26 protein-coding genes are annotated in these 26930 nt (G+C 65.4%); 20 read left to right on the top strand and 6 right to left on the bottom strand.

Going from position 1 to position 26930, the window contains the following annotated elements; all coding sequences use genetic code 11:
* Nucleotides 1-2: 2 nt before the first annotated feature.
* The gene (locus J2T07_RS07050; RefSeq protein WP_306848506.1) at nt 3-773 is read right to left on the bottom strand and encodes a glycosyltransferase family 2 protein; all 771 of its coding nucleotides are present in this window, start codon (nt 771-773) and stop codon (nt 3-5) included.
* Nucleotides 774-851: 78 nt separating this feature from the next.
* Between J2T07_RS07050 and J2T07_RS07045 the strand changes: the two genes are divergently transcribed.
* The 12 genes from J2T07_RS07045 to J2T07_RS06990 all read left to right on the top strand — a co-directional run bounded on the left by J2T07_RS07045 (nt 852) and on the right by J2T07_RS06990 (nt 16710).
* Nucleotides 852-1883 (top strand): CDP-glycerol glycerophosphotransferase family protein, encoded by a 1032-nt coding sequence (locus tag J2T07_RS07045; protein WP_306849508.1) that lies wholly within the window; start codon nt 852-854, stop codon nt 1881-1883.
* Nucleotides 1884-2139: 256 nt separating this feature from the next.
* Nucleotides 2140-3153 (top strand): HlyD family secretion protein, encoded by a 1014-nt coding sequence (locus J2T07_RS07040; RefSeq protein WP_306848504.1) that lies wholly within the window; start codon nt 2140-2142, stop codon nt 3151-3153.
* Nucleotides 3150-4688 carry a DHA2 family efflux MFS transporter permease subunit gene (locus tag J2T07_RS07035; RefSeq protein ID WP_306848502.1) on the top strand — a complete coding sequence of 513 codons (1539 nt, stop codon included), beginning with the start codon at nt 3150-3152 and terminating at the stop codon, nt 4686-4688. The genes J2T07_RS07040 and J2T07_RS07035 overlap by 4 nt, the downstream gene beginning before the upstream one ends.
* Nucleotides 4689-4716: 28 nt before the next feature.
* Entirely contained in the window at nt 4717-5358 is a 642-nt protein-coding gene (locus tag J2T07_RS07030) for a TetR/AcrR family transcriptional regulator (protein WP_306848500.1), read from the top strand.
* On the top strand, nt 5342-6046 hold the full coding sequence (locus J2T07_RS07025) for a M24 family metallopeptidase (protein WP_306848499.1): 705 nt from the start codon (nt 5342-5344) through the stop codon (nt 6044-6046). Before J2T07_RS07030 ends, J2T07_RS07025 begins: the two co-directional genes overlap by 17 nt.
* Nucleotides 6047-6151: 105 nt before the next feature.
* Nucleotides 6152-8437 carry a CocE/NonD family hydrolase gene (locus J2T07_RS07020; protein ID WP_306848497.1) on the top strand — a complete coding sequence of 762 codons (2286 nt, stop codon included), beginning with the start codon at nt 6152-6154 and terminating at the stop codon, nt 8435-8437.
* A 119-nt stretch (nt 8438-8556) separates the two neighbouring features.
* On the top strand, nt 8557-10656 hold the full coding sequence (locus J2T07_RS07015; protein ID WP_306848495.1) for a TonB-dependent siderophore receptor: 2100 nt from the start codon (nt 8557-8559) through the stop codon (nt 10654-10656).
* 70 nt (nt 10657-10726) lie between these two features.
* Nucleotides 10727-11719: a glycoside hydrolase family 43 protein gene (locus J2T07_RS07010; RefSeq protein WP_306848493.1), complete on the top strand. Its 993-nt coding sequence runs from the start codon at nt 10727-10729 to the stop codon at nt 11717-11719.
* A 246-nt stretch (nt 11720-11965) separates the two neighbouring features.
* Nucleotides 11966-12460, top strand: coding sequence for a (2Fe-2S)-binding protein (locus tag J2T07_RS07005; RefSeq protein ID WP_306848491.1), 495 nt, complete (start codon nt 11966-11968; stop codon nt 12458-12460).
* Complete coding sequence (locus J2T07_RS07000; RefSeq protein ID WP_306848489.1) at nt 12457-14727, top strand: xanthine dehydrogenase family protein molybdopterin-binding subunit; 2271 nt, start codon at nt 12457-12459, stop codon at nt 14725-14727. The genes J2T07_RS07005 and J2T07_RS07000 overlap by 4 nt, the downstream gene beginning before the upstream one ends.
* Nucleotides 14724-16028 (top strand): c-type cytochrome, encoded by a 1305-nt coding sequence (locus J2T07_RS06995; protein WP_306848488.1) that lies wholly within the window; start codon nt 14724-14726, stop codon nt 16026-16028. Before J2T07_RS07000 ends, J2T07_RS06995 begins: the two co-directional genes overlap by 4 nt.
* 97 nt (nt 16029-16125) lie before the next feature.
* Nucleotides 16126-16710 (top strand): TetR/AcrR family transcriptional regulator, encoded by a 585-nt coding sequence (locus J2T07_RS06990; RefSeq protein ID WP_306848487.1) that lies wholly within the window; start codon nt 16126-16128, stop codon nt 16708-16710.
* On the opposite strand, the gene J2T07_RS06985 is transcribed toward J2T07_RS06990, so the two are convergent.
* Both J2T07_RS06985 and J2T07_RS06980 read right to left on the bottom strand, forming a co-directional pair.
* Nucleotides 16711-17640, bottom strand: coding sequence for a patatin-like phospholipase family protein (locus tag J2T07_RS06985; protein ID WP_306848486.1), 930 nt, complete (start codon nt 17638-17640; stop codon nt 16711-16713). It abuts the gene before it with no gap.
* A 104-nt stretch (nt 17641-17744) separates the two neighbouring features.
* Nucleotides 17745-18770: a class 1 fructose-bisphosphatase gene (locus tag J2T07_RS06980; RefSeq protein ID WP_306848485.1), complete on the bottom strand. Its 1026-nt coding sequence runs from the start codon at nt 18768-18770 to the stop codon at nt 17745-17747.
* Nucleotides 18771-18902: 132 nt separating this feature from the next.
* Here J2T07_RS06980 and J2T07_RS06975 point away from each other — a divergent pair, with 132 nt between their 5' ends.
* From J2T07_RS06975 to J2T07_RS06945, 7 genes are all read left to right on the top strand, one after another.
* Nucleotides 18903-19145: a hypothetical protein gene (locus J2T07_RS06975; RefSeq protein ID WP_306848484.1), complete on the top strand. Its 243-nt coding sequence runs from the start codon at nt 18903-18905 to the stop codon at nt 19143-19145.
* A gap of 19 nt (nt 19146-19164) precedes the next feature.
* Entirely contained in the window at nt 19165-19803 is a 639-nt protein-coding gene (locus J2T07_RS06970; protein WP_306848483.1) for a glutathione S-transferase family protein, read from the top strand.
* Between the two features lie 69 nt (nt 19804-19872).
* Nucleotides 19873-20577 (top strand): helix-turn-helix transcriptional regulator, encoded by a 705-nt coding sequence (locus tag J2T07_RS06965; protein WP_306848482.1) that lies wholly within the window; start codon nt 19873-19875, stop codon nt 20575-20577.
* A gap of 390 nt (nt 20578-20967) precedes the next feature.
* Nucleotides 20968-22698, top strand: coding sequence for a DUF885 domain-containing protein (locus tag J2T07_RS06960; RefSeq protein WP_306848481.1), 1731 nt, complete (start codon nt 20968-20970; stop codon nt 22696-22698).
* Between the two features lie 63 nt (nt 22699-22761).
* On the top strand, nt 22762-23163 hold the full coding sequence (locus tag J2T07_RS06955; RefSeq protein ID WP_306848480.1) for an MbcA/ParS/Xre antitoxin family protein: 402 nt from the start codon (nt 22762-22764) through the stop codon (nt 23161-23163).
* Entirely contained in the window at nt 23160-23861 is a 702-nt protein-coding gene (locus J2T07_RS06950) for an RES family NAD+ phosphorylase (protein WP_306848479.1), read from the top strand. The genes J2T07_RS06955 and J2T07_RS06950 overlap by 4 nt, the downstream gene beginning before the upstream one ends.
* Nucleotides 23862-23879: 18 nt before the next feature.
* Nucleotides 23880-24587 (top strand): SGNH/GDSL hydrolase family protein, encoded by a 708-nt coding sequence (locus tag J2T07_RS06945; RefSeq protein ID WP_306848478.1) that lies wholly within the window; start codon nt 23880-23882, stop codon nt 24585-24587.
* A gap of 165 nt (nt 24588-24752) precedes the next feature.
* Here the strand turns inward: J2T07_RS06945 and J2T07_RS19130 are convergent, their stop codons facing one another.
* The 3 genes from J2T07_RS19130 to phhA form a co-directional block, all read right to left on the bottom strand.
* The gene (locus J2T07_RS19130; protein WP_430539323.1) at nt 24753-24980 is read right to left on the bottom strand and encodes a peptidase inhibitor family I36 protein; all 228 of its coding nucleotides are present in this window, start codon (nt 24978-24980) and stop codon (nt 24753-24755) included.
* 99 nt (nt 24981-25079) lie between these two features.
* Complete coding sequence (locus J2T07_RS06940) at nt 25080-25328, bottom strand: hypothetical protein (protein WP_306848477.1); 249 nt, start codon at nt 25326-25328, stop codon at nt 25080-25082.
* 69 nt (nt 25329-25397) lie between these two features.
* The gene (gene phhA, locus J2T07_RS06935) at nt 25398-26285 is read right to left on the bottom strand and encodes a phenylalanine 4-monooxygenase (RefSeq protein ID WP_306848476.1); all 888 of its coding nucleotides are present in this window, start codon (nt 26283-26285) and stop codon (nt 25398-25400) included.
* Between the two features lie 132 nt (nt 26286-26417).
* Here phhA and J2T07_RS06930 point away from each other — a divergent pair, with 132 nt between their 5' ends.
* Nucleotides 26418-26903 carry an Lrp/AsnC family transcriptional regulator gene (locus J2T07_RS06930; protein ID WP_306849507.1) on the top strand — a complete coding sequence of 162 codons (486 nt, stop codon included), beginning with the start codon at nt 26418-26420 and terminating at the stop codon, nt 26901-26903.
* Nucleotides 26904-26930 lie beyond the last annotated feature (27 nt).

Below are 26930 nucleotides of genomic sequence, written 5' to 3'. Positions count from 1 at the left end.
GCTCAGGCCTTCTGGCCGTGTTGCAGCAACCACAGCTTCACGTACTTTCGCCGCACGTATTCCACGCGCAGCAGGGCATAGACGATGCCGCGCCAACCGTCGAGGAAACCGGCGCGCAACACATAGCCACGAAAGAATCGCCACATCGGGCTCACCACGATCTGGGCGAGCGTGGCACGCTTGCCCGCGGCGAATTCCTCGGTGGCCATCATGTGCGCATAGCGTTCCTGCTTGGCCATCAGCTCCGAAAGCGAGCGATACGGGTAATGGTCGAGGAAGCCAGGCAACATCCGTACCTCGCCGTCGACGCTCACGGACTCGTGGATCTCTCGCGGGCCGCGCCAGCCGCCCTGGCGGCGATCGAACAGGCGCAAGACCTTGTCGGCCCCCGCGTTGCCGTGGCGCATGAAACGGCCGAAGAAATCGTTGCGGCGATAGAAGCGAAAGCCGGCGGCGCCGCTGAATCCTTCGTCGCACGCCTTCTCGATCGCGGCCCGCAGATCCGCACCGACGCGTTCGTCCGCATCGAGGCATAGCACCCAGTCGTTCACGGCCTGCGCCACGGCGAAGGCCTTCTGGCTGCGGAAACCATCGAATGGCCGTGAGATCACCCGTGCCCCTGCACTTCGCGCGATGGCGACAGTGTCGTCGGTGGAACCGCCATCGACCACGACCAGGTCGTCGCAGAACGGTGCAGCCGACGCCAGGCAATCTCCGATGCGATCGGCCTCGTTCTGGGTGATCACGCAAAGGGAAATGGGCCGTCGGGTCATCGGGGTGCGGGGTTGGGTATCGAGCCGTCATAATGCCACGTCGTCCAGCGTGGAGTGCCGGCCTTGAGCACGTGCCTGATGTTCGCCACCGAAACCTATGCCTTGCCGATCCTGCGTCCGCTGGCCGCGGCCGCGCGCGCGCGGGGCAAGGAGGTCGGCTGGGTGGTGCCGGCGGCGGTGGCGGAAGAGCTCGAAGCCAGCGAACGCCGCGTGCGCAGCCTGCGCGAGGCGAGGGCGCTGCATCCGGAGGCGGTGTACTGCGCGGCCAACTGGGTCTCGCCCGCCTTGCCCGGCATCAAGGTGCAGGTGTTCCACGGCTTCAATGCGCAGAAGCGTGAGCCCGACCGCGGCCACTTCGCCATTCGCGGCTTCTTCGACCTCTATGTCACGCAGGGCCCGTCCACCACGCTTCCCTTCGAGGCGCTCGCGCGGGAACACGGTTACTTCGCGGTACGCGAAACGGGTTGGCCGAAGCTGGACCCCCTTTTCGGGCCGGCGTCCGCAACGGCGCTCGACATGCCTGCGGACGGCCGCCCCGTCGTCATGTATGCATCCACCTTCAGTCACCGCCTGAGCAGTGCACCCGCGATGGTCGAACCGCTGCGTGCCATGATCGCGCGTGGCGACCGGCAGTGGTTGCTCACGTTGCATCCGAAGTGTCCGGAGGAACTGTTCGCTGCCTATCGCGGCTTGGAAGCGCCCAACGCGCGTTTCTTCACCTCGGAACGGCTCGTCGACATGGAGCGTGCGGCCGACGTGCTCGTTTGCGATACATCGTCGGTGGTGCATGAGTTCACGGTCATGGGCAAACCGGTGGTCACGATCGCCAACCGCGTGCCGCAGCCGTTCATGCTCGACGTGCCGACGCCGGACGCTGTGGACACCGCGATCGACCGTGCCCTTTCGCATCCCCCCGAACTGATGGCCGCCATTCGCGCGCACGGCGACGACATCCATCCGTACCGCGACGGCCATTCCAGCGAACGCGTGCTCGATGCCGTGGATGCGTTCCTGCGCGGTGACTTCGGCCCTTTGCGACGGAAACCGCTCAACCTGGTGCGGCGCTTCAAGGCGCTGCGGGATATCGGGCAGCTGCTCGACCTGCGCTGACCACCCGCCAGGCCATCAGCCAAGCCGCTAGCCAAGCTACCAGGCCCTTGTGGGAGCCGACCCTGTCGGCGATCCCGCGTCAGCGGGCCAGCCCGTAGTCGGCTCCCAAGATCTCCAGATCCACGACCAGCCGCGGCTCACCCCTTGAAATTATCCCCGTCATCCATAAAAGTATGCCTGTAATTCAACTTCCCACTGGTGCCCCGTGGCCGCCGTCGCCGACTCCGCCGTTCCCGTTCCGGAACGAAAGAAATCCTTGAAATTCATCGCCATGGGTGCCGCCATGGTGGGCATCGCCCTCTACGGCGTGCACTGGTGGAGCGGCGGACGCTTCGTCGAGGCCACGGACGATGCCTACGTCGGTGGCGATATCACCGTGATCGGGCCAAAGGTCCCGGGATATGTCCAGGTCATCGCGGTCACGGACAACCAGGTCGTGCACAAGGGCGACCTGCTGGTGAAGGTCGACGATCGCGACTATCGCGCCGCGCTCGAAAAAGCCGAGGCGGCGGTGGCCGCGCAGGAAGCCGCGCTGCGCAACCTCGACGCGGTGTTCGCGTTGCAGCATAGCCACATCGCCGAAGCGCACGCGGGATTGAGCGCCGCCCAAGCCGAAGCGACGCGGTCGAAACTCGACGATGAACGCTATCGCCTCCTGGTCGGTCGTTCGGCCGTGTCGGTGGAAAGCGCACAACGCGCAACGGCGACCTTCCAGACAGCTCATGCGGCGACGGCGAGCGCTTCGGCGGCCGTGCAAGCCGCACAGCGGCAACTCGACGTGATCGACACGCAGAAGCGGCAGGTGGAAGCGGCGCTGGCCCAGGCGCGCGCCGAGGCCGATATCGCCCGCTTGAACCTTTCGTACACCGAATTGCGCGCACCGGTGGACGGCGTGATCGGCAATCGCCGCGCCCGCGTCGGCAGCTACGCGGCCACGGGTAGCCAGCTGCTGGTGGTGGTGCCGTCGCATGGCTTATGGGTGGACGCCAACTTCAAGGAAGACCAGCTCGCGCGGATGCACGTGGGCCAGGAAGTCGAGGTGCGCGCGGACGTGTTGCCAGGCAAGGGCTTCAAGGGACATGTCAGCAGTCTCGCGCCCGCCACCGGTGCCCAGTTCAGCGTGCTGCCGCCGGAAAACGCGACCGGCAACTTCACCAAGATCGTGCAGCGCGTGCCGGTGCGGGTGACCCTCGATGGCAGCGATGGCGACCTCGGCGTGCTTCGTCCCGGTTTGTCGGTCACCGCGCGCATCGACACGAAGGCGCCATGAGTCCGGTCGCGCACCTCACGCCGGGGCAGAAGATCTTCGCCTTCGCGTCGATGTGCCTGGGCATGTTCATCGCCTTGCTGGATATCCAGATCGTCTCGGCCTCGTTGCGTGACATCGGCGGTGGCCTGTCCGCCGGAGCGGACGATACCGCCTGGGTGCAGACCAGCTATCTGATCGCGGAAATCGTCGTGATTCCCTTATCGGGGTGGTTGAGCCGGGTGTTCTCCACGCGCTGGTTGTTCGCCGCGTCGGCTGCGGGCTTCACGCTGACCAGCCTGCTCTGCGGCATGGCGTGGAATATCCAGAGCATGATCTGGTTCCGCGCCGCGCAGGGCTTTCTCGGCGGCTCGATGATCCCGCTGGTCTTCACGACCGCCTTCGTTTTCTTCCAGGGCAAGCAACGCGTCATCGCCGCGGCGACCATCGGCGCGATCGCCTCGCTGGCACCCACGCTCGGCCCGACGCTGGGTGGATGGATCACGGACAACTATTCGTGGCACTGGCTGTTCTTCATCAACCTGCTGCCGGGCGCCTTCGTCACGATCGCCGTTCCCCTCCTGGTGAAGATCGACGAGGCCGATCTGTCCCTGTTGAAAGCCGGCGACTGGATCGGCATCGCTCTGATCGCGATCTTCCTCGGTTGCCTGGAATACACGCTGGAAGAAGGTCCGCGCTGGAACTGGCTGGAAGACGACACCATCCGCGCCACCGCATGGGCCAGCCTCGTGGCGGGCGTGTTGTTCGTCTGGCGTGGACTGACGGCGGCACATCCCATCGTGGACCTGCGCGCGTTGCGCGATCGCAACTTCGCCCTCGGATGCTTCTTCTCCTTCGTGACGGGCATCGGCTTGTTCGGCACGATCTACCTGACGCCGCTGTTCCTGGGGCGCGTGGAAGGATACAGCGCGTTGCAGATCGGCAAGGCCGTACTCTCGACGGGCGTCTTCCAGATCATGGCGATTCCCGTGTACGCGATGCTGGCCAACCGCGTGGATCTGCGCTGGCTGCTGATGGTGGGGTTGGCGCTGTTCACGCTGTCGATGTTCGAGTTCACGCCGATCACGCATGATTGGAGCGCCACAGAACTGATGCTGCCGCAGGCCTTCCGTGGCCTGGGCCAGCAGTTCGCCGTGGCGCCCACGGTAACGCTCACGCTGGGTGGCCTGCCGCCCGCTCGACTGAAACAGGCATCCGGCCTGTTCAACCTGATGCGGAACCTGGGCGGGGCGATGGGCATCGCCGCCTGCGCGACCATCCTCAACGATCGCACCAACCTGCATTTCCACCGGCTCGCCGAGCGCCTGACGCCGGCCAACGAGCCGATGAACCGTCTGTTCGAAGGCGTGCAGCCCGACACGGAGGCATATACCGCCGCACTGCGCTCGCTATGGCAGCTGACGTTCCGGGAAGCGCAGACACTGACTTATAGCGACGCCTTCTTTTCCATCATGGTGTGCTTTGCGATAGCCACCGTCATGGTGCCCTTGATGCGCAAGGTGCAGGCACCCCAGGCGCCTTCCGCCGATGCGCACTGATCCTTCCTCCGCAGCAGGGCACTGACCCATGCGTTACGAAAAAGGCCACAAGGAGCGAACGCGCCAGCGCATCGTCGACACCGCGTCACGACGATTCCGCGAACACGGTATCGAAGCCGAGGGAATGAAATCCCTGCTGTCCGCCGCCGGCCTCACCAACGGCGCGTTCTACAACCATTTCGATTCGAAGGAAGACCTGGCGCGCGAAGCCATCACGGCGGCGATGAACGAGCGCCTGGGCAGGCTGCGTCACTGGATCGGTTCGGACGAAGGCCTGGCGGGCATGATCCGCAGCTATTTCTCCCCGCGCCATCGCGATCATCCCGGCACGGGTTGCCCCGTCGCCATCCTTTCCGCCGAAGTGGCAAGACACTCCGATATCGTGCGCACTGCCTATACGGACGGCGTAACCGAATTCATCGAACTGATGGCTACGCAGTGGCCGGGTCTGCCGCACGACGAGGCACTGTCTCGGGCAACCGCCCTCTACGGCCTCATGGCGGGGACGATGCAAGTCGCCCGCGCTACCAACGACGAGAACCTATCCGCCCGTGTCCTCGACGGCGGTATGCACGCGGCGTTGGCTTTGGCGGACGTAGCACCTGTCGCCGCCGAAGCGGCTCTCACAAGGGCCATCCGCCGTACCCAAACGGATGCAAAGCACCGATAATGACGACCAGCCCAACCTGGCCGTGCTCATGGCGACTTCCTCCGCCGAAAACGTCGGCGCCACCTTCTCACGCGAGCGTATGTTCGCCGCCCGCGAACGCTCCTGGACGGCTCTGCGCGACATTGCCGCGCGCATCGTCCCCGGCATGAACGAAGCCGATGCCGCCACGCTGGCAAGGGAGCGTCTCGATGCCGCCGGCATGCAGCGCATCTGGCATCCCAGCATCGTCCGCTTCGGCGCGAACACGTTGAGGACCTTCCGGCAGCCTTCCGTGCCGGATACGGTGCTCCGGGACAACGACATCTTTTTCATCGACCTCGGCCCTGTCTTCGATGGGCACGAAGGCGACGTGGGCGACACCTTCGTCGTCGGCGACGATGCCGATATGCGCACCTGCGCTGATGCGGCCCGCGAGCTCTTCGCCCGGACGGCGGCGAGGTGGCGCCAAGGCGTCACCGGCACGGCGTTGTATGCGTATGCGGAAGACGAGGCCGCGGCCATGGGCTGGCGCCTCCATCACGAGACCAAGGGCCATCGCGTAGGCGACTATCCCCATGCGGTACACAAGGCGGGTTCGCTTGGCCAGTTCGATGCCACGCCCGCGCCGGGCCTGTGGATTCTCGAGATACAGATCGCCCATCCCACCCTGCCCATCGGCGCCTTCTTCGAAGACCTTCTGATAGCCTGACTGTTGCCGTGTGCTACCCAAGCGCACCGGCAAGACATGCCCGACGGCACTGTCCGGCGCAGGTGGATGTGGGCAACCTCGCGGCAACCTCATGGATGTCCGATCATGCCGAAGCACACCGTACGCTGCTGGATCGCCGCCCTTGCCCTCGTGCTCGCCGTGGCCCCGGCGCTGGCGGGAACGGCGATGTTGCCGTGGAAAGGCGGCTCGAAGGGCGACGCCGGGATACGCGATCTGGCGGCCGAGGCGATCGGCGCCTACACGGAGCCGGATCGCGCGACGTATCTCGACAACCTGGCGGCCTTGCAACTGGTCGCGCGCCGTTACGACGATGCCGCGCGGAGCCTCGGTGAACTCGTCGTCCTGCGCAAGGCGGGCGCCCAGCCACTCGATGCGGTAGGTACCCTCCGTTGGCAGGTCTATGCGCGTGCGCGTCAACTCGAGGCCGGAGGAAGCCTACCGTTCGGCGAAGCGTATGCACGCGCGTTCCGCGAAGTGTTCGCCACGCTCGACGACGTGATGGCTTCCCAGGTCATCGCCAGCTTCGGCTCGGATGTGGAGCCATACGGCCCGCAACCCGCGCAACTGCACGCGGATTACCTGGAGCTGCTCGCGCAGCGGAAGGGAAGTGAAGTCGCGGTAGACGACGCGGTAGCCCTGGTCAGGGCGTACCAGGTCGCCGAAGCCTATACGGCGTTCCGCCCGTTTACCGAGAAGCTGATCGACGAGGACGACCGCCGCCGCTACGACGTGCGGGAACCCATGCTTGTGCCGACCCCCGACGGCGCATCGGTCACCGTGCTCGTCATGCTGCCCAGGCACCGCGCCGCGCCGCTGCCCACCTTGCTCGGCTTCACCATCTACGCCAATCCGTGGTGGTCCTCGACCGAACTGCGCCTCACCGCCGCGCATGGCTATGCGGCCGTGGTGGGCTATTCGCGTGGCAAGGGACTGTCGCCGGGGCCGGCCGTTCCGTACGAACACGATGGCGTGGACGCCGACGCCGCGATCGAATGGATCGCGAAGCAGCCATGGAGCGACGGCCGCGTCGGCATGTATGGAGGAAGCTACAACGGCTTCACCCAATGGGCCGCCGCGAAACACCGGCCGAAGGCGCTGCGCGCGCTGATGCCATCGGTCACGGTGGCGCCGGGTATCGATGTGCCGATGGAAGGCAACGTGTCGTTGACCTTCGTCTACCCATGGGCACCGTACGTGGCCGAAGGCAAAGGCCTGGACGAGAAGCACTACGGCGACCATGCGCACTGGAACGACCTCTACCGGCGCTGGTACGAAAGCGGCAAGAGCTACCGCGCGCTCGATGAACTGGAAGGCAAGCCGAATCCCGTCTTCCAGCGCTGGCTGGACCATCCCTCCTATGACGCGTACTGGCGGGAGATGATCCCGCAAGGCCGCGAATTCGCCGCCATCGATATTCCCGTGCTCACCACCACGGGCTACTTCGACGGCGGGCAGATAGGCGCCCTGCATTACGTGCGCGAACACCAGCGGTACAACCCGCGGGCGGAACATTACCTGCTGATCGGTCCCTGGGACCACGTGGGCGCGCAACGCAAGGCACGGCCGGTGGTCGACGGCTATGCCATCGACCCGGTGGCGAAGATCGACATCAGTCGCGTGCTTCGCTACCAGTGGTTCGACTATGTTTTCCGCGGTGGGGCGAAGCCGGCCCTGCTGAAGGACCGGATCAACTACGAAGTGATGGGTGCGAACGCGTGGAAACACGCGTCCGGCGTCGACAGGATGGCGCCGGGAAGGCGGCGGCTCTTTCTCGTCACGGAGGATGGAGCGGCCAGGCTCCGCGACCGTCCTTCCACGCGCGCTTCGCTCCTTGCCGTGGACCTCGGCAAGCGGGACGACCTTCCCGCGACGGATGCGCCGTCGGCCGCGCTGGATGATCGCAATGCTCTCGTCTTCACCAGCGAACCGTTGTCCGCCGGTACCGAGTTGAGCGGCTTGTTTTCGGGCAAGCTCGACGTGGTGACGAACAAGCGCGACTTCGACCTGCGCATCACGCTGTACGAGAAGAAGGCTAGCGGCGAGTACTTCCAGTTGTCATGGTACCTGGCACGCGCCAGTTACATGATGGACCGCTCGCGGCGGCACCTTCTGGTCCCGGACAAACGCGCGACGCTCGCGTTCACCAATGGGCGTACCACCAGCCGCTTGTTCGAACCCGGCAGCCGATTGGTCGCGGTGGTGTCCGTGGTCAAGGAACCCGGCGCGTCGATCAACATGGGAAGCGGCAAGGAGGTCGGTATCGAAAGCGTCGCCGACGCGGGTGAGCCGCTGCGGATCGAGTGGATGGGCAGCAGTTATCTTGACCTTCCCATGGGCCCGGCAGCGCCCTCGGCCCACGTAAGTAAATAAGATTCACTCGCAATATTGCACGGTCATGGACTTTTAAGTCATCATTGGAATGAGATTCATTCGCAATAATGACGGGGTGTGAACGGCGATGCCTTCATGCGCCAGACCAGGGAAAGTCCATGATCCTACGCAGAAAAACCTTGTCTCCGCTGCTTGCCGGGGTGCTGATGTCGTTCGCCGCGCATGCCCAGGATGCGGAATCCGTGTCGGGGGACAAGGCCGTGCAGCTAGCCCCTGTCGACGTCCGCGGGCAGCGATTGGACGAGGGCTACGCCCGCACCGACGCCTCCGCCGCGACCAAGACCGACACGCCCCTCATCGAGACGCCGCAGGCGATCTCGGTGATCTCCAACACGCAGATGATCGACCAGGGCGTGCTGACCGTGCAGGATGCCCTGCGTTACTCGGCTGGCGTCCGCGCGGACGCCTATGGCGTGGATAGCCGCGGTGATGACGCCTTCCTGCGTGGTACATCGTTCACCCAGTACCTGGACGGGCTGCGCCAGTACTTCGGCTACTCCTACGCGCGCACCGAGCCGTACTTCCTCGATCGCCTCGAGATCGTTCGCGGCCCGTCGTCGGTGCTATATGGGCAGGGAACCACGGGCGGCCTGATCGCGCTCTCGTCCAAGCTGCCCCAATTCACGGCATCCCATGAAGTGGAAGCGCAGTTGGGCAACAACGCGCGCAAGCAGGTGGCATTCGATTTCACCGGCCCCCTCGATGCCGCAGGCCATTGGGCATACCGCTTGATCGGTGTCTATCGCGACGCGGACTCGCAGATCGACCACGTGCCGGACGACCGCCGCGCGATCTCGCCCTCGATCACCTGGATGCCCGACGCGGATACCCGCTGGACGCTGCTGGCCAACCTGCAGTTCGATCACAATGGCACCTCGCTGAACTTCCTGCCGCATGCGGGCACCTTGCTGCCCAACCCGAATGGTCGAATCGATACACGACGCTTCGTCAGCGAACCCGGCTTCGATCGATACGACACGCAGCAGCGGTCGTTCACGTCACTGTTCGAACACCGTTTCAACGACACCTGGAAGTTCGTGCAGAACATGCGCTATTCGCACGACAACGTCGATTACCGCAGCCTCTATCCAGACGTGTATTCGAATCCGTCGTACCCGTTCCTCGACGACGCCCAGCGCACGGTCGCGCGTTACAGTTATGTCAGTATCGATCGGCACAAGCGGTTCGTCACCGACACGCATGCCGAGGCGGATTTCGACCTCGCGTCGATGCACCACCGTGTCCTGGTCGGACTGGACGTCGGCTACTCGCATACAGACAGTCGCAAGGGCAATGGTTTCGATGGCGTTCCCTTCGACCTCTACGCGCCCGTCTACGGCAACGGCTTCGTCGCGCCGGACATCTTCCCGGTGGCTTCGACCCGCACACGCCAGACCGGCGTCTATGTGCAGGACCAGGTCAACTGGGGCGAGCACTGGATCGCCACGCTCGGCCTGCGCCACGACCGCGCGACCCTGACCACCGGCGACAGCCGTTCGGTCGATAACGCCACGACGTCGCGCTTCGGCGTCATGTACCGCTTCGACAACGGGCTGGTGCCATACGTGAGCTATACCGAGTCGTTCCAGCCACTGGACAGCCTCGACTTCTACAACCGCCCCTACGAGCCCTTGCGCGGCAAGCAGTACGAGGCGGGCGTGAAGTACCAACCGGTCGGCTCGTCCACCCTGGTCACGGCGACATACTACGATCTGCGCGAGGAAAACCGCCTCGCGCCCGATCCGGCCAATCCTCTCAATCAGGTCCAGGCGGGCAGGGCGAAGACCCGGGGCGTGGAACTCGAGGCCTCCACGCGCATCGGTCGGCATGTCGACCTGATCGGCACCTACACCTGGACCAAGGCGCGTCCCGACGACGGCACGATCGTCGCCGGCCTGCCGAAGAACCAGGCTTCGGTGTGGGGCGTGTACCATGTCAACGACGTGGATAGTGACGGCTTCAGCATCGGTGTCGGCGCGCGCTATATCGGAACGAACTACGACGAGACGGGAAGGCTGAAGGTCCCCGAGAAGACGCTATTCGATGCCATGGTGGCCTACACGCAAGGCCCGTGGCGTTTCTCGGTCAACGCCGCCAACGTCACCGATCAGGTCTACAACGCCACGTGCCTGGCTCGCGGCGACTGCTTCTACGGCCCACGCCGCAGCATCGTCGGCACCGCACGTTATAAATTCTGACCGCCATTCGCATTCAGCCGTCCAAACCCGTTACGATCGGAGATTCCACACGAACGACGGGATGATCGGGATGGAAGTTCGGAAGGTTTGGCAGTGCGTGCTGCTGGCTGTATCGATGTCGACCGCCGCGGTCGCCGCGCCACCTCCGGGACATGCGGGCAATCCCGTCTTCCCCGGTTGGTACGCCGATCCCGAGGCTGCCATCTTCGGCGATAGCTACTGGATCTATCCAACGACCTCGCGCGAGTACGCCGCCCAGACCGGTTTCGACGCATTCTCGTCGCCGGACCTGGTGCACTGGACGAAACACACCCACGTGCTCGACATCAAGGACATTCCTTGGGCGAGGAAGGCGCTGTGGGCACCATCGGTGGTCGAGAAGGATGGCAAGTATTACTTCTTCTTTTCCGCCAACGACATCCAGAACGACCACGAACTCGGCGGCATCGGTGTGGCGGTGGCGGACAAGCCGGACGGCCCGTTCCACGACCTGCTCGGCAAGCCGCTCGTCGGCGCGTTCCACAACGGCGCGCAACCGATCGACCAATTCGTGTTCCGCGATGACGACGGCACCTGGTACATGATTTACGGCGGCTGGAAGCACGCCAACATCGTGAAGCTGAAAGCCGACTTCACCGCCGTGGAACCGATGGCCGACGGCACGTTGTTCAAGGAGATCACGCCCGCGCCGGAGTATGTGGAAGGGCCGATGATGTTCAAGCGTGGCGGCAAGTATTACTTCATGTGGTCGGAGGGTGGTTGGGGTGGCCCGGATTATTCCGTCGCCTATGCCATCGGTGACTCGCCGATGGGGCCGTTCAAGCGGCTTGGCAAGATCCTCCAGCAAGACCCGAAGATCGCCACCGGTGCCGGCCACCATTCGGTGTTCCATGTGCCGAAGGACGACAGCTGGTACATCGTCTACCACCGGCGGCCGCTGGGGCATACGAAGGCCAACGACCGCGAGACGGCGATCGATCGCATGTATTTCGACAAGGACGGACGCATCCTGCCGGTGAAGATCACCAACGAGGGTGTCGAGGCAAATCCGTTGCGCCAATAAGGGGTGGCCCCGCCCTGGTGGGAGCCGACCTTGTCGGTGATCCCGCGGCAGCGGGCGGGGTCGAGGCAAGCACCCATCGCCGACAAGGCCGGCTCCCGCCGAGGCACCGCATCCGCCCCGCGCGGCCGTTTTCTTCAAATGCGCCGATTCCAGCAAAACGCCCGGATGGGTTTTCGTCGTAAGCTGCGTGTTGTCATGCATCCCGCCAGCGGAGCCGTTTGCTCCGCCTAGCCCCAAGGAGCCGTCATGGTCACGTTGCGCGTCAATGGTGAGGATCGTCAGGCGGACGTGCCGCCGGACATGCCCCTGTTATGGGTCCTGCGCGACGTGGTCGGCCTGACCGGCACGAAGTTCGGTTGCGGCATCGCGCAGTGCGGCGCCTGCACGGTGCACCTGGACGGCCAGCCCGTGCGTTCCTGCCAGTTGCCGGTATCGGCCGTGGGGGACAGGGCGATCACGACCATCGAAGGTATCGGTGCCACGCCCGAAGGCACCAAGGTCCAGCAGGCGTGGCTGGCCGTCGACGTCGTCCAGTGCGGTTACTGCCAGTCAGGCCAGATCATGGCCGCGGCGGCCTTGCTGGCGCGTACGCCCAACCCGACCGATCGCGATATCGACGCCGCCATGTCGGGCAATATCTGCCGGTGTGGAACCTACGTGCGCATCCGCGAAGCGATCAAGCAGGCCGCGACGGGCCAACCCAACGGCTTGCAGGTGATCGTCGATGGAGGTGCGGCATGAGCGCGCACGATCACACCGGCACCGTCGATGAAGGGCGCCGCCAGGCGCTCCGCCTCGCTGGCGGCGGCCTCGCCGTCGCCTTCCTGTGGAGCGCGGGCATGGGGCCCGCCGTGGCGCAGATGAACCCGCGTCGTCAGCCTGGCGACGAAGCCGCCGCGGCGGCCGACGGCAACCCGCCATTCGCTCCCAATGCCTTCATACGCATCGATGCCGACGGCGGCGTGCGCCTGGTCATGCCCTCGGCGGAAATGGGTCAGTCGATCTATACCGGTATCGCGATGATGCTGGCCGAGGAACTCGGCGTAGGCCTGGACCAGATCAAGGTGGAGCACTCCCCACCCAGCGATGCGCTCTATGGCCAACCGCTGCTCGGCGGCGGGCAGATCACCGGTGGTTCCACCAGCACGCGCGGCCAGTGGCAGGCCCTTCGTGAGGCTGGCGCGGTGGCGCGCGAGATGCTCGTCGCGGCCGCGGCCGCGCAATGGCATGTCGATCCGGAGAGTTGTTCGGTTGCCCGCGGTGTCGTCACCCATGTTCCTTCCGGACGCACGCTGGGTTTCGGCGCCGTGGCCGAAGCAGCGGGACGCTTGCCCCAGCCGGCCAGCGTCAAGCTGAAGGAACGCAAGGATTTCACGCTGATCGGCAAGCCCTTGCGCCGTATCGACTCGCCGGACAAGGTCAACGGTGGCACGCAGTTCGGCATCGACGTGAAGGTGCCGGGCATGAAGTTCGCGGCGGTGAGGACCAGCCCCGAACTCGCCGGTACGCTCGGCGCCGTGGACGACAGCAAGGCCCGTACCATCCCCGGCGTCATCGAGGTCATCAAGCTCGACGATGCGGTGGCGGTGGTCGGCGAGCACTACTGGGCCGCGCAGCAGGGCTTGCAGGCCCTGGACATCGAATGGAAACCCGGCGTCAACGCGAAGCTCGATACCCAGACCCTCGTTGCGGCGTTGCAGGAGACCTCACGCAACGGCAAGGCGCTGGTCGGGCGCAAGCCGAAAGGTGAAGCGCCCGCGGGCGGCAAGCGTGTGGAGGCGGCCTTCGTCTCGCCCATGCTCGCCCATGCGCCGATGGAACCGTTGAACGCCACCGTGCATGTCACCCCCGGCCGCTGTGAAGTGTGGACCGGCACCCAGGTGCCCACGCGCGTGGTGAAGGAAGCCGCGCGCATCTGCGGTATTCCCGAGCAGGCCGTCGTGCTGCATAACCAGTACCTCGGCGGTGGCTTCGGCCGCCGCCTGGAAACCGACCAGGTCGAGCAGGCGGTCGCTTTCGCCAGGCAGGTGTCCTACCCGCTGAAGGTCATCTGGAGCCGCGAGGAAGATATTCGCCACGATCGCGTGCGTCCGCTGTACTACGACCGCATTTCCGCCACGCTCGGCGACGACGGCAAGCCCACGTCATGGCAACACCGTATCACCAGCGGCACGGTGCTGGGCCGTTGGTTGCCTGCCGCGATGGGCAAGGACGGCATGGACAGCGACGCGATCGAATCCGCCGCCGATCTTCCCTACGATATGGACAACGTACTGGTCGAGTGGGCTTATCACGTGATGCCTCCCGGCCTGGTCGTGGGTTGGTGGCGTGGCGTCGGCCCCACGCATAACCTCTTCATCGTCGAGAGTTTCATCGACGAGTTGGCGCATACCGCGGGGAAGGATCCGCTCGAATACCGCCGGTCGCTGATGAAGCCCGGCTCGCGTGCCCTGGGCGTCCTGAACCTCGCCGCCGAGAAGATCGGCTGGGGTGGACAGCCCCTGCCCGCGCGCGTCGGGCGCGGAATCGCGGTGGGCTCGCCCTTCGGCAGCCACGTCTGCGCGATCGTGGAAGCGGAAGTGACCCCGCAAGGCCAGGTGCGGCTGCGCCGCGCGGTGGTGGCGGTGGATAACGGCATCACCATCAACCCGAGTTCGGTTCAGGCACAGATGCAGGGCGGCCTGCTGTTCGGATTGAGCGCGGCGCTCTACAACGGCATCACCCTGAAGAACGGTGCCATCGAGCAGAGCAACTTCCACGATTACCGCAACCTCCGTATCAACGAGGTGCCGCAGATCGACGTGTACTCGGTGGAAAACGACGAGGCGCCGGGCGGCATCGGTGAAGTGGGCACGGCGATCGCCGCGCCGGCCCTGGCCAATGCGATCTTCGCCGCGACCGGCATTCGCCTGCGCGAGCTGCCTGTGTCGCGCACCCAGCTGGCCGAGTCGCCGGATGCCTTGAAGAAGGTGGCCGGTATCCTCACGGGCAAGGAGGACGTGGCATGAAACGTTTCCTCATCGTCGTCCTGCTATTGATCGTTATCGGCGTCGGCGCCTACTTCGTGCTCAATCGAACGGATCATGACGATGGCACGGCACCGGTGATCGCCGGCGCGCCAGCCAACGCCGATCCCGTGGCGCGCGGCGAATACCTTGCCCGCGCCGCCGACTGCGTCGCGTGCCATACCGTGCCCGAGACCGGAAAGCCCTTTGCTGGCGGCGTCGCCTTCAAGTTGCCGTTCGGTACGATCTACTCGTCCAACATCACCGCCGATGAGGAAACGGGCATCGGGCGGTGGAGCGACGACGAGTTCGTACGCGCGGTGCGCGAAGGCGTGCGCAAGGATGGCAAGCACCTTTATCCGGCCTTCCCATACACCTCGTATACCCAGTTGAGCCGAGCCGATGTGCTGGCGATCAAGGCCTACCTCTTCACCTTGCCCAAGGTGCGCCAGCCGGAGACGCCGAACGATCTCGGCTTCCCGTTCAACCAGCGTTGGGCGATGGGTTTCTGGAACGCGGCGTTCTTCCGCAGCCAGCGCTTCGAGCCCGATGCCTCGCGTTCGCCGGAATGGAATTCCGGCGCCTATCTGGCCGGTGCGTTGGGCCATTGCGCCGAATGCCATACGCCACGCAACATCGGCTACGGCCTGAAGCACGGCCAGGAACTCGCCGGCCAGGAATTGCAGGGTTGGCGTGCCTACAACATCACCTCCGATCCGGTGCACGGGGTCGGCAAGTGGAGCGACGAGGCCCTCGTCCAGTACCTGCGCACGGGATACGCCCAAGGCCATGCCTCGGCCAATGGCCCGATGGGCGAGGCCGTGGCGCATAGCCTGCAGTTCCTGAAGCCGGAGGACACCGCGGCCCTTGTCGCATGGTTGCGTACGGTGCCGGCACGCGAAGGCAAGGATCCGATTGTGGTCGATCCGGCACCCAAGGCCGTGGTCGCCTCAAGCGCCATGGCGCCGGGTGGTGACGATCCGAGCGCGAACGTGGATGGACAGCGCCTTTTCGAAGGTGCTTGCGCCAGCTGTCACCAGTGGAACGGAGCGGGCCAGCAAACCCCCAACGCGGGGTTGGCCGGTACGCGTGGCGTCAACGATCCAGGCGGCGCGAATGTCACCCAGGCGATCCTGCAGGGGGTGAAGATGCGCATCGGCCAGACCGATATCTACATGCCCGCCTTCGGCCATGCCTATAGCGATCCCGAAGTGGCAGCTCTGGCCAACTACGTCATCCATCACTTTGGCGGCAAGGAAGGCACGGTAACGGCAGAGGACGTGGCGAAACGCCGTCAGCTGTAAACTCCCTGGCGAAACGGACCATGACGCTCGACATTTCAACGCGCAAGGATTCGCTACAATAGCTCCGGGCAGGGAGAATCCCTGGGGAGCGAGCAGCATGCGTTACGAGAAAGGCCATAAGGAACAGACCCGCCAGAAGATCGTCGAGGCGGCGTCGCAGCGTTTTCGCGCCGACGGCATCGACGCCGTCGGGGTGGTCAGCCTGATGGGTGATGTCGGCCTTACCCAGGGCGGCTTCTACAACCACTTCGGGTCGAAGGAAGACCTCGTCCGCGAAAGCGTGGCGATGGCTGCGGCCAGCGCCGTCGAACGGTTGGGCGCCCGCGTGGCGGCATCGCGTGGCGAAAGCTACCGCGCGCTGGTCAACAGCTATCTGTCGGTGGAACACCGCGACGCGCCCGAAGCCGGCTGCGTCGCCGCCGCCTTGTCGACGGAGATGGCACGGCGTCCGGTCGAAACGCGAGCGGCCTTCACCGACGGCTATACCGACATGGTCGAACTCATCGTCTCGACACTTCCCGACGGCATTCGTGGCAAGCGTCGCCGCACCCTGGCCATGGCGGTGTTCGCCTCTCTGGTCGGCTCGCTGTCGCTGTCCCGCGCGGTGGCCGATCCGGCCCTCTCCGACGAAATCCTCTCGCTGGGCCGTCAATCCGCCCTGGCGCTGGTGGACGCCGGCTGATCAGTGCGTCGCCGCCGCGACCGGCGGCTTGCCCATGGCGGCCGCCTTCTCGGCGATCTTCGCCCTGATCGCCGGGATGGCCGCCAACGCGGCACGTTCGCCTTCGAGGATCGCGACGTTCTTCTGGTCGAAGTCGGTCGGGCCGATCTGGCCCACCTTCGGCCGGATCACGATGTCGGCCCGGGCGAGTTCCTGCTCGGCCAGCTTGCGCCCCATGATCGTGATCGACTGGCCGACGATACCGACCATGCTGTCGGGATTGCTGCCATCGGGGCGCGCCGAGATATCCACGGCGATGACGATGTCGGCGCCAAGCTGGCGTGCGGCGTCCACGGGAACCGGGCTGACCACGCCGCCGTCGACGAAGTGCTTGCCGTTGATATCCACCGGCTCGAACACGCCGGGGATGCTGCTCGATGCACGCACGGCCTGGCCGGCATTGCCACGGATGAAGACGGCGCGCGAGCCGTTCTCCAGTTCCGTGGCCACGGCGGCGAACGGTATGTGCAGTTTCTCGATAGGCGTCTGCTTGAGCAATTCGTTCACATAGTCCTGCAGCTTCTGGCCCTGGACGAGGCCGCCCGAGAAAAAGCGCACGTCGCGGATCTTGCCCTCGTCGAGCGCGAAAGCCTGCTCCTGTAGCTGGAAACCATCCATGCCGCTCGCATAGAGCGCACCGACCACGCTGCCCGCGCTGGTGCCGGAGACAGCGTCGGGATGGATGCCGCTCGCTTCCAGCATCTTGATGACGCCGATATGCGCAAAGCCCTTCGCCGCGCCGCCACCCAGGGCAAGCCCGATGCGCGGTTTCGCCGCCAGCACGGGGAGGGCGGTGTCGGGCCGGGTGTCCGGCTTGCCGCCGCCGAAACAGCCGGTGAGCACGGCGGCGAAAACCAGCGGGAGCCAATGGCGGGCGCGGCGGAAGGACATGGAAGGGACCGGGAGGATGGCTGGCGGATCATCGGGCATGCGCGCGGCGGCGGCATGACCGGTTCATGGCGGAAGCCGGGCGGCGCGGCCGCCCGGCGGGAACGTCAACCGCGGGTCTGGTCGGCCTCGAGGTGGTAGCGGGTCGCCACCTCGATCTCGTTACGCGATCCGAGGAAGACCGGAACACGCTGGTGCAGGGCGCTGGGCTGGATATCCATGATGCGTTCACGACCGGTGGTGGCGGCGCCGCCGGCCTGCTCCACGATGAAGGCCATCGGGTTGGCCTCGTACATCAGACGCAGCTTGCCGGTGCCGCCCTTGGCCGTGATCTTGGCATCGAGCGGATAGATGAAGACGCCACCACGGGTGATGATGCGGTGTACGTCCGCCACCATCGAGGCGACCCAGCGCATGTTGAAGTCGCGTCCGCGCGGGCCGGCGGCACCGGCCAGCAGCTCGCCGATGTAGCGCTGCATCGGGGCTTCCCAATGGCGCTGGTTCGACATGTTCACGGCGAACTCGCCCGTCTCCGGGGGAATGGTGATGCCTCGGCGGGTGAGCACGAAGCTGCCGTGCTCGCGGTCGAGGGTGAACTCGTGCACTCCGTGGCCGAAGGTCAGCACCAGCAGGGTGCTAGGGCCATAGACCACGTAGCCCGCCGCCACCTGCTCGGTGCCGGGTTGGAGGAAATCCTCCACCTTCGGCTCGGTGACGCCATCCGGGCAGCGCAGGACGGAGAAGATGGTGCCCACCGAGACGTTGACGTCGATATTGGACGAGCCATCGAGCGGGTCGAACAGGAGCAGGTGGTTGCCCTTGGGGTAGGCGTCCGGAATCGGCTGCGGATCTTCCATTTCCTCCGAGGCGCATGCGGCCAGGTGGCCGCCCCAGGCGTTGGCCTCGAGCAGGATCTCGTTGGAGATCACGTCGAGCTTCTTCTGTGCCTCGCCCTGTACGTTGTCCGAGCCGGCGTTGCCCAGCACCCCGCCCAGCGCACCCTTGCCGGTGGCGACGGAGATGCGCTTGCAGGCGCGGGCCACCACCTCGATGAGCAAGCTGAGCTGGGCGTTGATATGGCCCGCACGCTTCTCTTCGATCAGGAACTGGATCAGGGAAATGGGTTTCGTCATCGGAAGGAGCCCTGGCGCGAAAACCCGCATTGTCCGGGTGGCGGGTGAATGGCGCCAGAGGGACTGCTGACAGCACGTTGTCAGCAGCTCCCGCGCAGACTCTCTTTCACACCAACGGGAAGGGGTAGTCGCATGAATCGGTTCCTCGAACGGCTCGCCGACCTTTACGCGCCACTGGGGCGCCGCGGCATGCTGATGGACGGCCAGTACCGCTTCGCCTCCGACAGCGACAACGACACCGGCGCCGCCCGTGGGAACCGCCTCGGCGGCCGTTCCGCGACGGCGGACCAGGCCCGGCCGGGGCAGGCGGCCGCCGGCGTCGCGTCGCCCAACCGCTCGCTCGTCCTCCGCATCGCCCATCCATTTCATCGCTGACAGACAAGGGAATCACCGCATGAACGCCAACAGGATCAAGTTTCACCACGCGCCGAACAGCCGCTCGGGCAGCACGCTGATGTTGCTGGAGGAACTGGGAGCGCAGTACGACATGCACGTGATGGACCTCACCCAGGGCGAGCAGCGCCGGCCGGAGTACCTGAAGGTCAATCCCATGGGCAAGGTTCCGGCCATCGAGCACCTGGACGGCCTGGTCACCGAGCGGCCGGCGATCTTCACCTACCTCGCCGACCTCTACCCGGAAGCGGACCTGGCGCCGGGGCTGCGCGATCCCCTGCGCGGTCCGTACCTCCGCTGGCTGGCGTTCTACGGTTCGTGTTTCGAGCCGGCGGTGATGGACCGCTTCATGAAGCACGAGCCCGCGCCTGTCTCGACCTGTCCCTATGGCGACTTCGACACGGTGATGGACACCATCGAGGCACAGCTCACGCCGGGGCCCTGGCTGTTCGGTGAGCGCTTCACCGCGGCGGACATCCTCTGGGCCAGTGCGCTGGACTGGACGATGAAGTTCGGTATCGTGCCGCGCCGCGATGCCTTCGAGCACTACGTGGCGAGGCTGATGGTGCGACCGGCCATTGTCCGCGCCGTGACGCAGGACGCGGCGCTGGCCCGCGCCCAGACCCTGGCCGCCGCCTGAGCCGGCGGATATGCGCGGCCGTGACCATCGCCGCTTCCCGCGCCGCGCGCGGGAGGCGATGATTCGGGCATGCGCCGCGCCGACCGTCTCTTCCTCATCATCAACGCCCTGCGCGGGCGGCGCACCGCGCTGCCCGCGCGACAACTGGCCAGTACCCTCGAGGTCTCGCTGCGCACGGTCTACCGCGATGTCGCCGACCTCCAGCTCTCCGGTGTACCCATCGAAGGCGAGGCTGGCGTGGGCTACATCCTGCGCAAGGGCTCGGACATCCCGCCGCTGATGTTCTCCGCCGACGAACTCGAGGCACTGGTCGCCGGAACCCGCTTCGTCCGGGCATTCGCCGGTGAACGGCTGGCGCGGGAGGCGCAGGCCGCCCTGATCAAGATCGAGGCGGTGTTGCCGCCCGACCTGCGCGAGAAGTCCGCACAGTCGAAGATCTTCGCGCCCATCTGGCGCGACCCCTTTCAGAACCACGTCGCGGCGATGCTGGACCGCCTGCACGCGGCCGTGCTGGCGCACCGGGTGCTCTGTCTCGACTACCGCGATGCCGAAGGGCGCGGCACCACGCGCGAAGTGGAGCCGTTGTGCCTGTCCTTCTGGGGTGGCGCGTGGACCCTCGGTACCTGGTGCCGTCACCGCCAGGCATTTCGCAATTTCCGTCCCGACCGTATCGCCGACTGCCGCGACGCAGGCGAGACCTTCGCCGATCTTCCCGGCCGTAACCTCGAAGCCTACCTCGACACCATGCGCGGGCATTACGCGGGACTCGAGTAAAGGTTCTCCGCGGAGGTTCCGGACGGCGCTTCGGCTCGGCTTCGCCCTCGCGTTCGTTGTGTGCGTGGCGGGGGAGCTGCCGGGCGCCACCCTCGGCGCGACGGTAGTCGCCGTCCCTTGGGAAGGGATGCCGCTGCGCGGCCGTGTCCGATGGCTGCGCCCCGGCGGGCTCGGACGGTCGGGCGGGGGTTTCCGATTCGCCCTCCTGGCTCAGCGGAAACGATCGGCCGTCCTGGCCGATCCCCTACGGGCCGTGTCCGCCCGTCCTCGGCTCCTAATGTCGCGCCGAGGGTGGCGGCCGATGGCTCTGCCCGGCACATCCCAACGCAAAGCCGAGCATGAATAAAGCCGTGCGATGATCGGGGTTTTCCCCGCACCCACGGAGCCCGCATGTCCCCCTGGATCCGAGCCATCGCCTTCGCCGGACTGTTCGCCGGCACCGCCCATGCCGCTCCGCCGGCCGACGACGCGTTCAAGGCCATCTACACCAAGGAATGGACGTGGCGTAACGGCCAGGCGGGCATCCTCACCTCGGGCGAGGCGCAGCCGGGCGACGGACGGCTCGACACGGTGGATGCCGCGAGCCAGGCCAAGCGGCTCGCCTACTGGAACGACGTGCTGGCGCAACTCGACCGTATCGACCCGGCGTCGTTGAGCGGCACCGTTCGCGTCGACTACGCCATCTACCGCGAACAGATCGGTAACCTCGCCGCCGCGCAGCGTTTCGCGCAGTGGCAGATGCCATTCAACAGCGACTCCGCGTTCTGGTCCGATATCTCCTATGTGCTGCACGGAGACGACCTGCGCACGCGCGACGACTATCGCCACTACGTCGAGCGCCTGCGTCAGATTCCCGCGTATATGGACCAGGAAATCGCGAACATGCGCCTGGGCCTGGCGCGGGGCTTCACCGTGCCGCGCGAAGTCCTCGGTGGCCGCGATGTCTCGATCGCCGCGGTGGCGGAACTGAAGAGTCCCGAGGACAGCGCGCTGTACAAGCCTTTCAAGGCGATGCCGAAGAACCTCCCGGCGGCCGATGCCGAGGCCTTGCGCAAGGACGCGCGCAAGGCGATCGCCGAGGGCGTGATCCCGGCCTATGGGCGACTGTTGACCTTCTTCCGCAACGAGTACGTGCCCGGGGCGCGGCCGACGTTGGCCGCCGAGTCATTGCCCGATGGCAAGGCCTACTATCGCCAGCAGATCCACGAATACACCACGCTCGACCTGTCACCCGACGAGATCCACGCGATCGGCCTGCGTGAAGTCGCCCGTATCCATGCGGACATGCTGGAGACGATGAAGGAGACCGGTTTCAAGGGGGACTTCCCGGCCTTCCTCACCTTCCTGCGCACCGACCCGCGGTTCTATGCGAAGACGCCGGACGAACTGCTGATGCGTACGGCGTGGGTCGCCAAGCAGGTCGATGCGAAGCTGGGCAAGTACTTCGGCTTGCTGCCAAGACAGCGCTTCGCGATCGAACCGGTGCCCGCCGACATCGCGCCTTATTACACCTCCGGCCGCGGGGGCGCGGACGTCTATCTGGTGAACACCTACGACCTGCCGTCGCGACCGCTGTTCAACATGCCCGCGCTGACGCTGCACGAATCCATGCCCGGCCATGCCCTGCAGCTGGCGCTTTCGGCGGAGCAGCAGGGTTTGCCGCCGTTCCGCCGCGACGGCTACATATCCGCCTACGGCGAAGGCTGGGCGTTGTATTCGGAGTACCTGGGTGAGGAGATGGGCATCTACCACACGCCCTATGAGCACTTCGGCTATCTGACCTACCAGATGTGGCGTGCTTGCCGCCTGGTCGTGGACACCGGTATCCACCACCTGGGCTGGACGCGCCAGCAGGCGATCGACTACCTCACGCAGAACACGGCCCTGAGCGACCGCGAGATCGCCAACGAGGTGGACCGGTATATCAGCTGGCCGGGGCAGGCGCTGTCGTACGAGCTGGGCTACCTGAAGATCCGTGAGTTGCGCGAGCGCGCCGAGAAGCAGCTGGGTGAGAAATTCGACCTGCGCGCGTTCCACGACACCGTGCTGGCGCTGGGTTCCGTGCCGTTGCCGGTACTCGAACAGCACGTCGACGCCTGGATCGCCTCGAGGAAGTCGTAGGCGCACCTCCAATTACTCCATAAGTGGAGTAAACTGCATCCTAACTACATAGGTAAAGCCACGATGCAGCCAGCCATCCACGCCGAACCGATCCACGCCGGGGACCTTGGCGGTCCCGCCCTGCGCGCCTTCTTCGCCCTCGCGGAGCGTTGGAAATTGCGTGCCGCCGAGCAGCGCACCCTGCTCGGCGAGCCACCGGAATCCACCTATTTCAAATGGAAGAAGCAGCAGGACGGCGCGCTCTCGCGCGACGTGATCGAGCGGATCAGCTACCTGCTCGGCATCTGGAAAGACCTGCAGATTCTCTTCCCCGATCCGGCCCAGGCGGACGCCTGGATACGCAAGCCGAACGACGCGCCGCTCTTCGGCGGCCATTCGGCCCTGGAGCGGATGCTCTCGGGCAACGTCGCCGACCTCTACGTCGTCCGCCAATACCTGGACGCCCAACGCGGCTGGAACGGATGAGCCCGGCGCCACCGCTCCGCCGGATCCGCTGGAGCCAGGCCTACCGGATCGTGCCCAGCCGGTTCCCACCCGTGGGTTTATTCGATCGCATCGCCGAGCCGAAGGACATCGACGCGGTCATGGCCATCGAATCGCTGACCAATCCGCGCCTGCGCGAGGAAATGGGCGCACTCCGGCTCACCCCGCCCGAGCGCCGCGTCTCCGGTCCCGGCACCTCGCCCATCATGGCCGCTTTCACCCATATCCCGCCGGAAGGCAGCCGTTTCAGCGATGGCCACTGGGGCGTGTTCTACGCCGCGCACAGCGTGCCGACGGCGATCGAGGAAACCGTCTTCCATCGCGAGGCCTTTCTCGCCGCCACGCACGAGCCGCCCACCGACGTGCAGGTGCGCTGCTACAAGACCTCCATCTCCGGGCGCTTCCACGACATCCGCGGTGGTTGGGCGGCCGAGCACGATCCCGATTCCTACGCGGCCAGTGCGAAGCTCGCACGGACGCTGCGCGGGCAGGGCTCCAATGGCATCGTCTACGACAGCGCGCGGCATGCCGGTGGTGAATGCGTGGCGGTGTTCTATCCCGACCTCGTCGCTCCCTGTGTGCAGGCCGAACACTTCATCTACCGCTGGAACGGGAGCCGGATCGAAGCGGTGCTCAAGGTGACGCCCGTCGAGCGACAGGGTTTACCCCGGCGTCCGTAAGGGGTTACGGTGCGCGGGATGAAACGCCTGACGATCCTCCTCACCCTGCTTGCCCTTTCCTTCGCCGCCCATGCCAAGGGGCCGGACCACAGCCAGTGGGAACACGACATCCAGGCTTTCGAGGCCGCGGACCGGAGCAGTCCCCCGCCGGCCAACGCCGTGTTGTTCGTCGGCAGTTCCTCGATCCGCTTGTGGGCGAGCCTCGCGGCCGACTTTCCGGAGTACCGCCTCATCAACCGGGGTTTCGGCGGCTCCGATCTCGACGATGCCACTGCCTTCGCCGACCGCATCGTCAAGCCGTACCACCCGGTGGCCATCGTGATCTACGCGGGGGACAACGACCTGCAGAATGGCGACACGCCCGAACAGGTCCGCGATGATTTCGCCGCCTTCGTGACCAGGGTGCGCCAGGACCAGCCAGAGGTACCGATCGCTTTCATCTCGATCAAGCCCAGCGTGGCCCGCATGAACCTGCTGTCCAATATCGAAAGGGCCAACGCACTGATCAGTGACTGGTCGATGGCGCAGAAGGGCGTCGCCTTCCTCGACGTGGCGCCGGCGATGCTGGATGCGAACGGACAGCCGAAGCAGGAACTGTTCGTCGGCGATGGCCTGCACATGAATCCGAAAGGTTATGCGCTGTGGGTCGCGCAAGTACGTCCGTGGTTGGCGGAGCACGCTACGGCGGCCGAAGTTAAACGGGACCCAAACGCAGCCATGAAGTGATACGGGAACTTCACGGCGCCGCCCTTATCTAAGTATTCGATCGCCGAGAGGCGACCTGTTGGCAACAGGCGCGATTGATTCGCTCGTTGTCCCGGGTCCCGCTATTTCCCCTGATAGCCTGGACCCGACGCGACCCCGGCAGCTCCTCCCCTGGCTGCCGGGGTTTTATTTTGTCTGATTTTTGACTTTCCCCGATAGAAGCCGCTCTCTTGTGGGAGCAGCCCTTGTGTGGGAGCGGTTCTTGTGGGAGCCGACCTTGTCGGCGATGGGTGCTTGCCTCAACCTGGCCCGCTGCCGCGGGATCGCCGACAAGGTCGGCTCCCACCAAGAAAAGGTTCCACCGGAGAAAAGGTTCCACCAAAGACAAAGGCTGCCATCAACGCACGATCCCACCAAAGAAAAAGGCGGGCCAGCCTTTCGGCCAACCCGCCCTCATCGCCCTTGTGGGAGCCGACTTCGTCGGCGATGCCCAGGCGACCTCATAGGTTGTCGTCAGACGTGATGTATCCGCGTCGCATAGGGACGAATCGACGTGTCGAACGCCCGCCAGACGCCGTCATTACCTTCGATGTTCAGCACGATGTCCGATGCCGCGTTGGCGGCCTCGATACGGCGCGCCTCCTGCAAGGCGCATTCGAGCGCGTCATCGCGTGAGCAGAATTCCCCGTACTCGAACTCGTTCTTCTGCAGCAACCAAAGACCGGGACCGACGGACTCGAACGGAATGTCGAAGACGACCACGATGGACCCACCCTGTTCAATGGAGTTGGGCCCATCGTAGAGGCCCGTTCGTTAGGCCACCGTTGAGTTTCAGTTGTCTGCGCCGGAAACGAAGCCTTCGCGCGTACCGCGCTGATACACCTTGTCCGTCGCCAGCACGTCGCCAGCCGCTACCGGCGTCCCGCCGGCGAGCCTGGCGTAGATTGGAGTGAAGTCCGGCCGGGTCGCGTCGAACAACTGCTCGAAGTCGTCGATCACGAAGTAGGTCTGCTGGTAGGTATCGATCTTGTACCGGGTATTCATGACGCGCTCCAGGTCGAACCCGATCCGGTTCGGCGCCGGCGAATCGATCGAATAGATGGACTCGCCCTTTGAGCTGACGATGCCCGCGCCGTAGATGCGCAGCCCCGCGTCGGTCCGGATCAGGCCGAACTCCACCGTGTACCAGTAGAGGCGCGTGAGGTTCATCAGCGCGTCCGGGCCGATCGCATGGGCCTTCATGCCACCCTTGCCGTAGGCCTGCATGTAATCGGCGAATACCGGATTGAGCAGAAGCGGCACGTGGCCGAACAGGTCGTGGAAAAGGTCCGGCTCCGCGAGGTAATCGAGCTGGTCCGGCTTGCGGATCCACCAGCTCACGGGAAAACGGCGGTTGGCGAGATGGTCGAAGAAGACCTCATCCGGCAACAGCCCCTCCACCCCGACCACTTCCCAGCCGGTGGCCTTGCCGAGCACCTTGTTCAGGTCGTCGAAGCGGGGAATGCCGCCGTCGCCCAAGCCAAAGCGGTCGACGCCGTCAAGGAACTCCTGGCAGGCGTAGGCCGGCAACAGCTCTCGCTGGCGGCGGTACAGGGTGTCCCATACCTCGTGGTCGACCTTCGAGTAACTCGCCCACGGCTGCTCCACGGTGCCGGTCGCATAGACGGGCACGTATCCGCGGTCGGTCTGCTGGTGTTCGACACGACGGGGGGTGTCCATGGCGGGCCTCCTTTGGGCTGTGGGTGGTTGTGAAGCAAGAGCATAGCGATGAAGTGACGCAATAGGCTTGCCTTGTTGCGCAAAGAAGAGGTGTTTGTGCAATGATTAGTCGAAATTAAGGTATGAGACAGAATAATCGTGCAGCTCAGTCTTGACCGTACAGACCTGCGGATCCTCGCCACGCTGCAAGCGAACGGCAGGATCAGCAACGCCGAACTCGCCGCCGAGGTGAACCTTTCCCCGTCGGCCTGCCTGCGTCGCGTGCAGAAGCTGGAGGCCGACGGCGTCATTGCCGGCTATGGTGCCCGCCTGGAGCCTCGCTCCCTGGGCCTCGGCCTGCAGGCCTTCGTGCGCGTGCAGCTGAGCCGACATGAGTCCGCGGCCATCGACTCCTTCACCGATCGGGTGGCCGAATGGGAGGAGGTCGTGTCCTGCTACGCGTTGACCGGCGACATGGATTACCTGCTTCAGGTCTACGTGGCCGATCTGGACGGATTTTCCCGGTTCCTGCTCGATCGCCTGTTGAACGCGGCGGGGGTGGCGGACGTCAATACCAGCTTTGTCCTGCGCACCGTGAAGGCTTCCACGGCTCTTCCCCTGGGGAATGTCCGCACTTAGCACGGCGCAAGCCCACGTGTCATAAGA

This window comes from Luteibacter jiangsuensis, from assembly GCF_030812295.1.
GTDB classification, from domain to species: domain Bacteria; phylum Pseudomonadota; class Gammaproteobacteria; order Xanthomonadales; family Rhodanobacteraceae; genus Luteibacter; species Luteibacter jiangsuensis_A.
Note: the sequence above shows the minus strand (reverse complement) of the source record. Positions and strands in the feature narration are given on the sequence as shown.

Coding starts and splice junctions, on each gene's coding strand:
- J2T07_RS07050 (WP_306848506.1), bottom strand. CDS start 773: ATGACCCGACGGCCCATTTCCCTTTGCGTGATCACCCAGAACGAGGCC.
- J2T07_RS07045 (WP_306849508.1), top strand. CDS start 852: ATGTTCGCCACCGAAACCTATGCCTTGCCGATCCTGCGTCCGCTGGCC.
- J2T07_RS07035 (WP_306848502.1), top strand. CDS start 3,150: ATGAGTCCGGTCGCGCACCTCACGCCGGGGCAGAAGATCTTCGCCTTC.
- J2T07_RS07030 (WP_306848500.1), top strand. CDS start 4,717: ATGCGTTACGAAAAAGGCCACAAGGAGCGAACGCGCCAGCGCATCGTC.
- J2T07_RS07025 (WP_306848499.1), top strand. CDS start 5,342: ATGCAAAGCACCGATAATGACGACCAGCCCAACCTGGCCGTGCTCATG.
- J2T07_RS07020 (WP_306848497.1), top strand. CDS start 6,152: ATGCCGAAGCACACCGTACGCTGCTGGATCGCCGCCCTTGCCCTCGTG.
- J2T07_RS07015 (WP_306848495.1), top strand. CDS start 8,557: ATGATCCTACGCAGAAAAACCTTGTCTCCGCTGCTTGCCGGGGTGCTG.
- J2T07_RS07010 (WP_306848493.1), top strand. CDS start 10,727: ATGGAAGTTCGGAAGGTTTGGCAGTGCGTGCTGCTGGCTGTATCGATG.
- J2T07_RS07005 (WP_306848491.1), top strand. CDS start 11,966: ATGGTCACGTTGCGCGTCAATGGTGAGGATCGTCAGGCGGACGTGCCG.
- J2T07_RS07000 (WP_306848489.1), top strand. CDS start 12,457: ATGAGCGCGCACGATCACACCGGCACCGTCGATGAAGGGCGCCGCCAG.
- J2T07_RS06995 (WP_306848488.1), top strand. CDS start 14,724: ATGAAACGTTTCCTCATCGTCGTCCTGCTATTGATCGTTATCGGCGTC.
- J2T07_RS06990 (WP_306848487.1), top strand. CDS start 16,126: ATGCGTTACGAGAAAGGCCATAAGGAACAGACCCGCCAGAAGATCGTC.
- J2T07_RS06985 (WP_306848486.1), bottom strand. CDS start 17,640: ATGTCCTTCCGCCGCGCCCGCCATTGGCTCCCGCTGGTTTTCGCCGCC.
- J2T07_RS06980 (WP_306848485.1), bottom strand. CDS start 18,770: ATGACGAAACCCATTTCCCTGATCCAGTTCCTGATCGAAGAGAAGCGT.
- J2T07_RS06975 (WP_306848484.1), top strand. CDS start 18,903: ATGAATCGGTTCCTCGAACGGCTCGCCGACCTTTACGCGCCACTGGGG.
- J2T07_RS06970 (WP_306848483.1), top strand. CDS start 19,165: ATGAACGCCAACAGGATCAAGTTTCACCACGCGCCGAACAGCCGCTCG.
- J2T07_RS06965 (WP_306848482.1), top strand. CDS start 19,873: ATGCGCCGCGCCGACCGTCTCTTCCTCATCATCAACGCCCTGCGCGGG.
- J2T07_RS06960 (WP_306848481.1), top strand. CDS start 20,968: ATGTCCCCCTGGATCCGAGCCATCGCCTTCGCCGGACTGTTCGCCGGC.
- J2T07_RS06955 (WP_306848480.1), top strand. CDS start 22,762: ATGCAGCCAGCCATCCACGCCGAACCGATCCACGCCGGGGACCTTGGC.
- J2T07_RS06950 (WP_306848479.1), top strand. CDS start 23,160: ATGAGCCCGGCGCCACCGCTCCGCCGGATCCGCTGGAGCCAGGCCTAC.
- J2T07_RS06945 (WP_306848478.1), top strand. CDS start 23,880: ATGAAACGCCTGACGATCCTCCTCACCCTGCTTGCCCTTTCCTTCGCC.
- phhA (WP_306848476.1), bottom strand. CDS start 26,285: ATGGACACCCCCCGTCGTGTCGAACACCAGCAGACCGACCGCGGATAC.